At 56.1% G+C, this 13,014-nt stretch carries 9 protein-coding genes, 1 tRNA gene and 2 rRNA genes (1 of these 12 only partly in view); 4 read left to right on the forward strand and 8 right to left on the reverse strand.

The window, feature by feature from the left end; translation table 11 throughout:
- Positions 1-91 precede the first annotated feature (91 nt).
- Positions 92-1,075 carry a hypothetical protein gene (locus tag P792_RS0119255; protein ID WP_152530219.1) on the forward strand — a complete coding sequence of 328 codons (984 nt, stop codon included), beginning with the start codon at positions 92-94 and terminating at the stop codon, positions 1,073-1,075.
- A gap of 150 nt (positions 1,076-1,225) precedes the next feature.
- On the opposite strand, the gene P792_RS30705 is transcribed toward P792_RS0119255, so the two are convergent.
- The 5 genes from P792_RS30705 to P792_RS37635 form a co-directional block, all read right to left on the reverse strand.
- Positions 1,226-1,564, reverse strand: a complete 339-nt coding sequence (locus P792_RS30705) for a TfoX/Sxy family protein (protein ID WP_023979192.1) — start codon at positions 1,562-1,564, stop codon at positions 1,226-1,228.
- A 94-nt stretch (positions 1,565-1,658) separates the two neighbouring features.
- Complete coding sequence (locus tag P792_RS30710) at positions 1,659-4,814, reverse strand: error-prone DNA polymerase (RefSeq protein ID WP_023979193.1); 3,156 nt, start codon at positions 4,812-4,814, stop codon at positions 1,659-1,661.
- On the reverse strand, positions 4,811-5,074 hold the full coding sequence (locus tag P792_RS30715) for a hypothetical protein (RefSeq protein WP_031241080.1): 264 nt from the start codon (positions 5,072-5,074) through the stop codon (positions 4,811-4,813). Before P792_RS30715 ends, P792_RS30710 begins: the two co-directional genes overlap by 4 nt.
- Positions 5,074-6,639: a DNA polymerase Y family protein gene (locus tag P792_RS30720; RefSeq protein ID WP_161630847.1), complete on the reverse strand. Its 1,566-nt coding sequence runs from the start codon at positions 6,637-6,639 to the stop codon at positions 5,074-5,076. Before P792_RS30720 ends, P792_RS30715 begins: the two co-directional genes overlap by 1 nt.
- The gene (locus P792_RS37635) at positions 6,530-7,363 is read right to left on the reverse strand and encodes an ImuA family protein (protein WP_023979196.1); all 834 of its coding nucleotides are present in this window, start codon (positions 7,361-7,363) and stop codon (positions 6,530-6,532) included. The genes P792_RS30720 and P792_RS37635 overlap by 110 nt, the downstream gene beginning before the upstream one ends.
- A 426-nt stretch (positions 7,364-7,789) precedes the next feature.
- Here P792_RS37635 and P792_RS37090 point away from each other — a divergent pair, with 426 nt between their 5' ends.
- The 3 genes from P792_RS37090 (at position 7,790) to P792_RS30740 (ending at position 11,036) form a co-directional block, all read left to right on the forward strand.
- Positions 7,790-9,037, forward strand: a complete 1,248-nt coding sequence (locus P792_RS37090) for a hypothetical protein (RefSeq protein ID WP_152530221.1) — start codon at positions 7,790-7,792, stop codon at positions 9,035-9,037.
- A 299-nt stretch (positions 9,038-9,336) separates the two neighbouring features.
- Complete coding sequence (locus tag P792_RS30735) at positions 9,337-10,032, forward strand: DUF421 domain-containing protein (RefSeq protein WP_023979198.1); 696 nt, start codon at positions 9,337-9,339, stop codon at positions 10,030-10,032.
- Between the two features lie 173 nt (positions 10,033-10,205).
- Positions 10,206-11,036, forward strand: coding sequence for a glycosyltransferase family 32 protein (locus tag P792_RS30740; RefSeq protein ID WP_023979199.1), 831 nt, complete (start codon positions 10,206-10,208; stop codon positions 11,034-11,036).
- A gap of 106 nt (positions 11,037-11,142) precedes the next feature.
- Here P792_RS30740 and P792_RS30745 read toward each other — a convergent pair.
- The 3 genes from P792_RS30745 to P792_RS30755 form a co-directional block, all read right to left on the reverse strand.
- A tRNA-Met gene (locus tag P792_RS30745) sits at positions 11,143-11,219 on the reverse strand.
- 35 nt (positions 11,220-11,254) lie between these two features.
- Positions 11,255-11,369, reverse strand: a 5S ribosomal RNA gene (rrf, locus tag P792_RS30750).
- 112 nt (positions 11,370-11,481) lie between these two features.
- Positions 11,482-13,014: ribosomal RNA gene (locus tag P792_RS30755) — 23S ribosomal RNA — on the reverse strand; it runs 1,210 nt beyond the window's last position.

Consider the following 13,014-nt stretch of genomic DNA (forward strand, 5'->3'; position numbering starts at 1 on the left):
TTTGATCCACTCACTAACTTCAGCGAAGTTGCGCAGCCATATCCCAACGGAATTCCCATATCAGCCTCCCAGGAAAGGCCCCGTCGAGCCCATGAAGAAAAAACGTGCCGCCCTCACCGCGTGGCTGCTGTTTTTTTGCGCTTCACAACATGCTCGGTCTGCCGAGGTCACCATTCCAACAGTGTATGAGGCGGGGCATTTCTTCGCAGTGCCTGTCACCGCTCAGAGCCAGACCCTTCACTTTCTTGTGGATACAGGAGGGGGAGGTGGAGCAGGCATGATGTTAATCGCACCAGAAGCTGCCAGGAGAATCCGTGCGCCCACTTATCGCTGCAACGATGTCGCTACAGGCCGGATGATCGTGAAATGGCCGGAACTCACGGGCGCAGCAGGGCTACCTCACCCGCCATTGCCGACACCCTGCAATGCCATGGCGCTTGTTGTACCCATCAAGACAGGCAGGTTGGTCGAAGATGGCATAATCGGCGGAGGGTATCTGCCCCAGTTCCACGCCTGGCATTTCAATTATCCTGATCGGCGTCTCTCGGTCGAAGATGGCGACTGGAAAATACCGTATGGGAAAACAGTTATCCCGCTGGGATTTCCAGAAAATGCGCAGGGAACACATACTGGCCCATTCCCGAGCATCGAGATGCAAGTCGACGGAAATTCCATTGCCATGCTGCTCGATACAGGGGCCACGGCCATGCAGACTGCGGCAGGCCTTAGGGCGACCGGGGCCCCTCAGGTGCATGGGCAAGGAACGACTTCATACATCACAACAAGTGTCATGAACGCATGGCACAAGATGCATCCAGACTGGCCCATTGTCGTGAATGGTGACAGCTTGATGCCTGCACGATTGATTGAGGTCCCACAGATAAAATTCGGCCCCTATCTCATCAGTCACGTGTGGTTCACCGAACGACCGGATAGAAATTTCGGCATGCATGGCGTGGGGCAGTATATGGATCGTGAAATTCAGGGTGCTTTGGGCGCAAATGTCCTGAGCCATTTCGATATGGTCATCGATTATCGTCACGATTGCCTTGTTCTTCTGAGCAAGCCGGTTTGAAGAGAGTACGGCCATCATCACCAAGCACTCATTACCCCTGGGCTAAAACCGGATAAAAATCACGCCCCGTAGGCCGCGCCAATACCAAGCCCTGAAGGCGTCAGATCCTTTTTTAGATGCTATCTAAAGAGCTCATGCCTCCTTCGCCCTTCAGTGCGATTTTTTCGCAGGAAGCGCCGCAACAGAGCGCGCTACCCAGATTTTCAGCTCATCCGGACGCGTATGCAGAGACTCCGGCACAACGACATAGGTCTTGCTGGGCGCGCTTTCCGGTTCATAACGCAGGGCACAGGCACCGGGGAGAGCGAGAAGAGCCTCACGATCCTTGCCGCTCATCTTCAGGGCCAGGCCGACATTGGAGAGGGAAGCAAAGACCTTGCCGCCGGCATATCCCATGATCCCGCCGAACATGGGTTTGAAGGACAAATCAAATTCGGCCAGCTCCGGTATTGTCAGTATTTTCTGCAAAACAGCAGGATCATAATTCATTATCTTATCCTGCCCCTAAATCTATGCTTGCATATAAAAACAATACCAAAAGATTGCTTAGTTTTTTGCCAAAAGGAAGAAACAAATCTTTATCTCAATGAAAATCCCGCGCCTTCAATCTTGGTGCCACCGACCCCTCTTCTTCTTCGGACACGGCAATAGAACGCATCATATTCGTAATATCCTCCAGACGCTGCATCACCACGTGAATGACCTCTCCTTCACGCTGGAGCGTTCCGTGGCAGGCCACAGCGTTGACACCAATCACAATGCGACGCTGGGCTTCGGCGCGGTCTTTCCAGATGATGATATTGGCTGTGCCGGTTTCATCCTCCAGCGTCATGAACATCACGCCATGGGCCGTGCCCGGGCGCTGACGCATCAGAACCAGCCCCGGTACCACCACGCGGCTGCCATCGCGCAACCGGCGCAGATCGGCACAGGTCACCATGCCTCGCTCAGCCAGTTGCGGACGCAGAAACGACAGCGGGTGCTGGCGCAAGGTCAGGCCGAGCGTGTTGTAATCTTCCACGACCTCACGACCCTCGCTCATGGGGCGGGGGGCGTAATCAGGCTCGATCACTTCGGGGCCGGGGCGATTGAGCTTGCGATCAGCCGCGGCAAAAAGCGGCAGAACCGTATCCGCCAGCCCCTTGATGGCCCAGAGTGCAGCACGCCGATCAAGATCGAGGCTACGAAAGACATCTGCTGCCGCCAGCGCCTCAAGCGCCGAGACAGGAATGGTAGCACGACGCCAGACATCATCGAGCGACTCATAGGCTGGAAAGCGATGGGCGATCAGTTTGGCCGCGTGATCGTTCGACAGGCCCTTCACAAAGCGCAAACCAAGACGCAAGGCCAGTGTTCGCTTGCCCCGGTCAGGCTCAAGCACACAATCCCAACGCGAGGCATTGATATCGATAGCGTGCACGGTCACGCCATGCTCGCGCGCGTCACGCACCACCTGAGCCGGGGCATAAAATCCCATAGGCTGTGAATTGAGCAGGGCCGCACAAAACACATCGGGATGGTGGCATTTCAGATAATTCGAGACATAGGCCACAAGAGCAAAACTCGCCGCATGGCTTTCGGGAAAGCCATAGGACCCGAAGCCTTCAAGCTGGCGGAAGGTGCGTTCGGCAAATGCGCGATCATAATGATTGGCAACCATGCCCTCGATCAGCTTCGTTCTGAAATGCGAGACCCCGCCAGTGAACTTGAACGTCGCCATGGAGCGGCGCAGCTGATCGGCCTCACCGGGCGTGAAGCCAGCGCATTTGATGGCCACCTGCATGGCCTGCTCCTGAAACAAAGGAACACCCAGGGTCTTGCCAAGAATCTGTCTGAGTTCCGGCTGCGGGTAATCCGGCAGTTCGATTCCCTCACGCCGTCGCAGATAGGGATGGACCATATCACCCTGGATGGGACCCGGGCGCACAATGGCCACCTGAATGACCAGATCATAGAACGTCCTGGGCTTGAGGCGCGGCAGCATGGACATCTGGGCGCGGCTCTCAATCTGGAATGTGCCCAGCGTGTCGGCACGGCGGATCATGGCATAGGTCGCGTCATCTTCAGGCGGTACCGAGCCCATATCGAGCTGGCGGATGCGATGCTCAGCCAGAAGCTCGAACCCCCGGCGCAGACATCCCAGCATGCCCAGGCCCAGCACATCGACCTTCATGAACTTGAGAATGTCGATATCGTCCTTGTCCCAGACGATGATCTGCCGATCCTCCATTGCAGCAGGCTGAATGGGCACGAGTTCATCCAGCCGGTCGCGGGTCAGCACGAAGCCCCCCGGATGGGTGCCAAGCTGGCGTGGTATGCCCACCAGCTCAGCAGCCACACGCAGGGTCAGCGCCAGGCGTCGATCTGACAGATTGAGGTTCAGCTCCGCCGCACGCGCCTTGAGCTGCTCCGGATCCCCCAGTGACGAGGCAAGATATTTCGAGAGCAGGCCCAGCAGATCCTCGCTCAACCCCAGCACCTTGCCCGTTTCGCGCAAGGCCCCCTTGGGGCGATAGCGCATGAGGGTGGCACACAGCGCTGCATGGCTACGGCCGTAGCGGCGATAGATCCACTGAATGATTTCCTCGCGCCGGTCGCTTTCGAAATCTACATCGATATCGGGGGGCTCGCGGCGCTCTGCGGAAATGAACCGCTCGAACAGAAGGCCAGAACGCACGGGGTCGATCGCCGTGATACCCAGCACGTAGCAGATGGCGGAATTAGCGGCAGAACCACGCCCCTGACAGACAATATCGAGCGCACGCGCCTGATGCACGATGCTGTGCACGGTCAGAAAATAGGGCGCATAATCAAGCGAGCCGATCAAGGCGAGTTCATAGGCGATCTGTTGCCTGACCGCATCCGTCACCCCGGCCGGATAACGCCTTGGCAGGGCCTCCTGCACCAGACGGGTAAGGGTCTGCTGCGGCGTCTCATCCGGCCGGTCAGTCTCCTGCGGATACTGGTAGCAAAGATCATCCATCGAAAAGCGGCAATGCGCTTCGATCTCGGCCACGCGGGCCAGTGCCTCGGGAAAAGCCTCATAAAGCTGCGCCACAGCACCGGGCGTCTTGAGGGCCCTGTCACCATGATTTTCACGCCGCTCCCCCAGCGTATCGAGCGTGCAGTTCTCACGAATGGCGGTCACGACATCCTGCAACACATGGCAGCGCGCCTCGTGATAGAGCACATCGCCCGTCACCACGGCGGCTACGCCACAGGAGGCGGCCAGTGTCTCCAGCGCCCGCAGGCGCAGCAGGTCACCCGGGGCATTGCGATGCGAAAGCCCGCAATAGACTGGCTGGCTATTGGCTGCACCGATCCGGGCCAGATGCTGGAACTGCTGCTGTGCCTGGGTATCAGGCTGATCGGGCAGAAGAACCAGAACAAGCCCCCGTGCCCCCTGGAGCAGATCTCCCCAGTCGAGCGAAAAGACGTCCCGCGCACCCCGGCGGTGCCCAAGCGTCAACAGGCGGCAGAGCGCCCCCCACCCCGCACGATCAACCGGATAGGCCAGAAGAGTCGAGCCATCGAGCAGATCGAGCCGACAGCCCGGCAACAGCCTTACACCGCTCTGACGCGCGGCATCATGGGCGCGCACCATGCCGGCCACCGAATGGCGGTCGGTCAGCGCGAGCGCCCTGTGCCCCTGGGCCTGGGCGACAGAAAACAGGTCATGCGGCGCACTTACGCCACGCAGAAAGGAATAATAGGACGTGACATGAAGCGGCGTGGTCATGCCCCCTCGCCTCTTGCCCTGTCATTGGGATGATGATGCCCACTCGTATCATGCGCCACGGCATCGGCACGTTTCATGAGTACGAAACCGCAACGCGCCAGATGCGCCACCAGCCGCTCGGCCACGAGGGTCGCCATCAGTTCATCAGCATCATGAACACGCCGACGCCCGTCAAAACGCAGGGCATGGGTGAGGGCCTCCGCAATCTCGCGGGGCTCGGCAGGACGCATGACCGGAGGAGAGGCAACATCCTGTGTCATCAGAACAGCCCGTGGACGAACCACGCCCCGTCACCCGACCAGGGATGCTGACCATCACCCCGACGAAACAGCCAGAAGCGATCGCCTTGCTCGGTTTCCACAATCCAGTAATCGCGTATGGCCCCTGCCTGCGCGGGGTGCTGCCACCAGGCACCGTGCAGCCGCTCCGGCCCATCAGCCCCGCAAACACGCAGTTTCTGCCCTTGCCAGACAAAGCCCTGAGGCGCGTCGTGGTCCGTCAGTTCTGGCGCGGCGATAGCGCGTGGCGGTGCAAAAAGCCGGGTTGGTCGCGGCCAATGTGAGCGCCGCGAAACGCCTTCCAATGATGGAACAGGCGCAAGGCTCTGTGTCTGGGTCTGGGCCATCTCGGGGAAGGGTGAGTCGGTTTCCGCCAGATGATAGATCGCTCGCAAACCCGGCTTGTTGCGTAGTCGTTCTGCCAGAACCACCAGCGACTCTCCTGCCGGGGGATGACCTGCCTGAAGAAGCCCGCCCGCTCCTGTGGAGGACTCCGGTAACATGGCTCCCTCTGTCACCGGCGGGCGGGGCTGGGCGTGACCGACATGCAGGCTCATGACTTCGATGCCAAACCCTGGATCGATTGTCTCGATACGCTCCTGAAGCAGGCGGGACAGACGCATGGCCTCGTTAACAGGCTCAGCCGTTCCCACCCGCACTGCCTGAACCACGTCATCCACGCGATGGCAAAGCAGGTCGACCCGGCGCGCGCCAAGGCCCCTCTTCTGCAAAAGGATCGCGATATCCTGACACAGGACGTCCATGACCTGCGCGATGCTTTCGGCCGTGCCGATTGGTTCCATCAGATGGCGCTTCACGCTCAGGGCTGTTGCAGGCTGATCGAAATCCAGAGCTTCTTTCTGGTGTCCAAGCGCCTGATCAAGACGACACAGCACCGCCTTGCCGAAGCGGCGCGTCAGCGCAGCACGCGGCACGGCACGCAGATCCGACACACGCCCAATTCCCAGAAGACCAAGCCGCGACTGTGCCTCGTCATCGAGCCGCAAGGCAGCGACGGGCAGGGAGTCGAGTGCTGCGGCCACGCTGCCAGAGGGAGTACAAAGCAACTCCTTTGTGCCGAAGCGTGCCAGAGCATGAGCCGCTCCAGCCGTATCCGCCAAAGCCGCACGAACGGCATGCCCCTGCGCCATGAGCCTGTCCCTTATGGTTTCCAGCATGGCGACCTCACCCCCGAAAAGATGAGCGCATCCCGTGCTGTCGATCCACAGACCATCTGGCGGATCGACAGCGACAAGAGGGGAGAAGCATCGGCACCATGATGCCAGCCTGTGCAAGGCGCGCGCATCGGCTGCGGGCGTAACGGGGTGCGCGGCCAGATCCGGCACAAGACTGCGTGCCATGGCCAGAAACTGATCTTTCTCCACCCCGCAATCCCGGGCCGGTTGATTGACCGCCATGATTTTCCGGCTCTGGCCCTCACGACCATAAAGGGCCAGAGGTCTGGCGGGGTCGGCTTCGGGATGCCTCTTGTGCCAGAGTGTCGTGTGCCAGTGGGGCAGCCACAGGGAAAGAAGCCGACGCATCATGGTCTGTACCGACCCTCCAGAACAGGGCATCACCCCCACGACGTCGCAAAAGGGAAAGGGACAGCCCCCCCGAAGCAGAGGGAAAAGAGCGCAGCCCCACCCTGACCGCATCAGCACGCGCAGGGCCAATACGCCAGCGCGTCCAGCAGGAATTGGGCGAGAGAGGCTGTGTGTGGCGATGCACGACAAACCCGGTGACCATCGTCTTTTCTGCCGCCAGATGTAGGCGACGCGAGGCTGTAAGGGATAATGGTTCAGGCAGATCAGCCACAACGGCTGTTACCCCTCTGGTGCGCAGCACATCTTCCATCGTACCGACCAGGCGGGCGGCTTCGACCTCAACACAAAGCAGCCGCGCGCCATCCAGCCCGGCATCACGCAGTCCCGCCAGGACCGGCACGGAGGTAAAGCCGGAACTGCCGCCCCTTCCCTGCGCTGCTCCGCGAGGCTCGATGGGATGTTTCTCGGAGAGGGCAGGCACAAGCCAGATGACAGGCCCCGCACTTCGCGCCAGAATCTGCGCTATGAAACGCGTCGGGCGGGCGCAAAGCCCCTGATCATGCCCCTCCCCCAGAAACTCATGCACAGCCCCTCGACGCAGCCCACCCTTGAGCGCCTCGTCAACGGCAGCCATGCCCGTCTGTAGGTAAAGCGCTGCAAAACCGCGCTGATAACGCTGCTCAATCTGCACGATGCTGTCGCGCAACATAGCCATACTCGCCATGAAAGACCTCCTTTCACGGCAGCAATATCATAAGAACAAAACATGAACAACAAATCAGTGAGCGCGCTGTCATTGTGCAACAAAAAGAAAGACACATTACTCGGGTTGAGAACTCCAATAATGATTGGGTTCGCCTGCCATCCACAGATATTTTGAAAAAAATCGATGCGCGTATAGATTTATTGTTTAAAATTCATCATCCCACCGCTAGAATGAAGACAAAGCTAAATTAATCACATAATATTGTTAATAAATATTATGAGTTTTTACCCATCATACCGCTACAAGATTTTACGCAATCATACGCATGATAGATATATGATTTGAAACCTTATTTTCCACATTATAATCGACGAATGACTTTCAATTACTAGAAGATATGAGATATCAAACGGAAAAATATTCTCCACTCAATAAGGTCATGCAATGTCGTCGCAAGTTGGGAAGAAGGTAATTTTCTCTTGTCCGTCCCTCTATGTCATCTCGCAGTTATTCGATGGCGATGACGTTGTGGTCACCTTCAACAATAGGGGTGATCTGTGCGGTGGAGACCGTTTTTGGGGAGACGTATTTTTCGAAAAATCTGGTATTTCAGCGATCGGGATTTGTGCAACCTCAGCTAATTGGTTCCCCCCCGAGGACATGGATCGGGCCATCCAAGCTATACGAAATCTCATCGGAGACCGTCGCGTCATCACCTATGGAAGCAGTATGGGCGGTTATGGAGCTCTCAAGTTTTCTAAAAAGCTTCGGGCCCATGCAACTCTCGCTTTTTCACCACAATGGTCAATTAAAGCAGATGAGTGCGGCACGTATACTCATCAGTACACAGAACATTACGATCCAATACTCAAAGGTGGGGAGGCAATAATTGCTGATGATCTATACGGACGCTGCATAATTTTTCTAGATCCTTATGAAATACCAGACATTCATCACGCAGCCAAAATTATGAACGCTGCAGAAAAGGCTCCACATACAATTTGTGAGCGTGTTCTTGCTCCCTTCACGTGGCACGGAACGGTTTTTCAGCTTATTTCTGCTGGCAGCCGCTATTCACGACGCTTGCTTGAATTGGCACGCCAAAGAGAGCACGTCGATATAGCTCAATTCCGACGTCTGCTTCGTGAAAGTCGTCCTGACAGTGTACATTACGCAGAAACGCGATTTTTCTGCCTGTCGTACCGCATGGCACAACGACAAGATGCGAGCGCACGCAGCTTGCGGAACGCCTCACTAGTTTTTCCCAATCAAGAGGGCCGTTTGATCCGTGCGCTGATGGATTGCAAAGAAGGGAACATACAGAAAGGCCTTCAAATTATTGCTGAGGAAGTCGACAGGGATTGGCTTCGTGGCACTAGTGACTGGGCCATGACACGCATCCTCGACATAGCTCGTATGCACAAGCTCCATGATGCTGAGCGGCTTTTCCGGCGATGCTTTCGTGACAGGGTGCCGGAAAATATGCATGAACTCTTCATGTGTTCCAATGCGCTCGCCGATATAGGCTTCGGTGATGAAGCCGCATGGGACATGGCAGCCTATCTAAGTGATCACCCTTCCATGTTGGAAAATGTGATAGGGGATCTCGAAGCTTTCGCAATCAAAATTAATCGCCCTCAGCTTTCAAAATTACTACATAAAATTCTGCATTCACACGGATGTAGAGAATAAGTTCATTTCTGAGAAAAGATGTTGCTGACTATGCGACTGCGTTCGCGATTGCCGCAACCTTTGTGGGTGGCGCAGACATGCGCCAGACACAGAAGACTATGGTAGAAGCGTAAAAACCCTATCTTAAGGTATTGGTTATATCTTAAGATAGGACTATCGTATTTCCCTAGGAAAAACTCTTTTCGTCAAACTCAATTACGGTCGGACCGTTGATGCATACAATTGAGCGCTGTTGAAGCAACAGTGTGGCAATCAGAAAACCTCGCAACCGAGATATTTTCCTAGAGGACAGTTCTTACGTGATCACCGTCTACCTCTGGGTTATCCTCAAGCTCGTGATCGGGTTTTCCCTTATCATCACCTATCTGAATGTCACCGGGCGCAATCAGATTGCCATGATGTCGGCGGTCGATCTGGTCGGCAACTTCATACTGGGCGGCGTTGTCGGAGGTATTCTCTACAACGACAAACTACCTATCCTCCATTATATCGCCCTGCTCATCCTGTGCATCCTGCTCATGGCGCTGTTCAACTATCTCTCACGCAAAATCCCTGACCTGAGAAAGCGCACGATAGGCGAGCCGATCACCCTGATCCGTAATGGTGCCTTCCTCATCGAGAACTTCAATGAGAACGCGAGCCGTATCGACCTCAAGGATGTCGCAACGGCTCTGCGGATGCAGAACATCTTCAGCTTCGATGATATCGATTTTGCCCAGATCGAGACAACAGGCCATGTCAGCGTCATCATGAAGGAGGAAACCAAGAAGCCCGCGCAGTTCCTGGTTCATCGCGGTGAAATTCTGGAGAAGGAACTGGAAGCGCTCAAGCACTCGCAAGAATGGCTTATGGCAATACTTTCCCGCCGCGGACTGGCTGATCTCGAAAAGATCTTTCTGGCAGAGTGGGTTGGCGATCATCTACTGGTGGTGACAACGGATGGCGTCGTTCACACGGATCTTCAAACCGCCGATAGTCTGACCAGCACTATCTGATTGGCCTCTCACAAGACCACACCATGCAAGTCCACCGACCAAGGCGCGGAAAAGGGATTTGAACTCGGCCTTATATGCAAGCAGAACGATGAAAGCAATCGGGTGTTCGTAACCCCGATCATGGTTATGAGAAGCAAGACAGGGTTGGACCATATGCCTTGCACAGGGGGCTGATGACAGTTCAGGACATGAAAGCGGGTAATGCAATTTCTGCGCCTGCCGCCTTGCGTCGTGTTAGCGAAGGGGATCGTATGGCCTGTTTCGATCTCCTGGCAGAGGGGGTCGACAGTCACTGGCTCAAGGTCATTCCACCAGGGCAGGATAACGGGTTACCTTCATCCATCCCGTACCGAATTATCCAGTATTGGCATGCTGCAAACCCACCCGAGGATGTGCGGCGCAGCATCGCAACAACCATTGCTATGAACCCTGAGTGCCAGCACGAGCTGGTTTGCGATGCCTCAGCACGCGCCTTCATGTATCAGGAACATGGCAATGAGGGCCTCAGACTTTTCGATTGCTGCTTTCATCCAGCCATGCGTGCCGATTTCTGGCGTATTGCTGCTCTGTACAAACATGGGGGCATCTACATGGATGTTGACACATGTTCGCATGCACCGGTTACACGCATTGCGGCAGGGGCGGATTTTTCCTGCCTGCTGACCTATTCGTTTGGATCACCTTGGTGTGTCGATAACGACTTCATCATGACCCAACCGAACCATCCCGTAATTGGCGTCATTCTGGAAGGGATCTTCGCAAACCTGACACGCTTCTGTCAGGTCGGCGATTTCGAGAATATCTGGGTTGAAACAGGGCCCGGCGTCACGACGATCGCTTCGATGCGTTGGCTGTCGCGGATTGTAGATGATCAGTCTGTCTCTGATGATCATGGTGGGCTTGCGTTCAGGCATCACAACGCAATTGCAGAAGCTTTTGATGTGATTGATATGGATTACAAGAAGACACGGCTTGGCAACTGGCGCAGGGCTGTACCGAGCTGAGTGATAGGCTGTTGTGCCCTGGCTGAGGTTCAGACACGCGTAAGACGCCTCGTGCAGCTAAGCTGAGGCGTTGGGTAGGGATTTATGTCTGTATTGAGGGGGATTTTGGTTGCGGGGGCAGGATTTGAACCTGCGGCCTTCAGGTTATGAGCCTGACGAGCTACCGGGCTGCTCCACCCCGCGGGGGTGGTGGTGTGTTTTGTGGGGTGGATCAGGGGACCTGGCGGCGACCGACTTTTCCGCATCTTGAGATGCAGTATCATAGGCGCTGGGGCGTTTCACGGCCGAGTTCGGGATGGGATCGGGTGGAAGTCTCCCGCCATAGCCACCAGGTCTTCTGATCCACCCGACAACTGTGTGTCGGTGTGGAGGTTGGTGTTTTGTGTATGATGAGTGTGATTGCGTGGATGATTGCTATGCATGTGTATGCTCTCTTGTGAGAGCGTTGTGTGAGCGATATGGGCGATTAGGACCGGTTAGCTTCACGTGTTACCACGCTTCCACACCCGGCCTATTGACGTGATGGTCTTTCACGGCCCTGTGAGACCTAGTTTTGAGGTGGGTTTCCCGCTTAGATGCTTTCAGCGGTTATCCCGTCCATACTTAGCTACCCGGCTGTGCCGCTGGCGCGACAACCGGTACACCAGAGGTATGTTCATCCCGGTCCTCTCGTACTAGGGACAAATCCTCTCAAGTCTCATACACCCACGGCAGATAGGGACCGAACTGTCTCACGACGTTCTAAACCCAGCTCACGTACCACTTTAATCGGCGAACAGCCGAACCCTTGGGACCTGCTCCAGCCCCAGGATGTGATGAGCCGACATCGAGGTGCCAAACCTCCCCGTCGATGTGGACTCTTGGGGGAGATCAGCCTGTTATCCCTAGAGTACCTTTTATCCGTTGAGCGATGGCCCGTCCACGTGGGACCACCGGATCACTATGGCCGACTTTCGTCTCTGTTCGAGCTGTCACTCTCACAGTCAGGCGGGCTTATGCCATTGCACTCGACAGTCGGTTTCCGACCGACCTGAGCCCACCATCGCGCGCCTCCGTTACACTTTGGGAGGCGACCGCCCCAGTCAAACTGCCCACCATGCAGGGTCCCGGACCAGGCTAGACTGGTCTCGGTTAGACATCAGAAAAATTCAGGGTGGTATTTCAAGGACGGCTCCACCGGTACTGGCGTCCCGGGTTCGTAGCCTCCCACCTATCCTACACAGGATGTCTCTGATGCCACTGCAAAGCTGCAGTAAAGGTTCATAGGGTCTTTCCGTCTGACCGCGGGTACCCCGCATCTTCACGGGGAATTCAATTTCGCTGAGTCGATGCTGGAGACAGTGGGGAAGTCGTTACGCCATTCGTGCAGGTCGGAACTTACCCGACAAGGAATTTCGCTACCTTAGGACCGTTATAGTTACGGCCGCCGTTTACCGGGGCTTCAATTCAATGCTTGCACATCTCCTCTTAACCTTCCGGCACCGGGCAGGCGTCAGGCCGTATACGTCGTCTCTCGACTTCGCACAGCCCTGTGTTTTTACTAAACAGTCGCTACCCCCTGGTCTGTGCCACCCGCCTGTGGTTGCCCACGGACGGGTCTCGCTTATCCCGAAGTTACACGAGCAATTTGCCTAGTTCCTTCAGCATCGTTCTCTCAAGCGCCTTGGTATTCTCTACCAGTCCACCTGTGTCGGTTTCGGGTACGGTCTATACGCCAGAGCTATTTCCTGGAATGCTCCAAAAGCCTGGTCAATCCAATAAGACCAGACAACATATCGCATTCGTCACTTCTGGCAGGCCCAGTAATATTCAACTGGTTCCCATCGACTACGGCTTTCGCCCTCGCCTTAGGGGCCGGCTCACCCTGCGTGGATTAACCTTGCGCAGGAACCCTTGGACTTTCGGCGACAGTGTTTCTCGCACTGTTTGTCGCTACTCATGTCAGCATTCGCACTTCCGATATCTCCAGAGAGGGTCA

Source organism: Asaia sp. SF2.1, from assembly GCF_000505765.1.
Taxonomy (GTDB): Bacteria; Pseudomonadota; Alphaproteobacteria; order Acetobacterales; family Acetobacteraceae; genus Asaia; species Asaia bogorensis.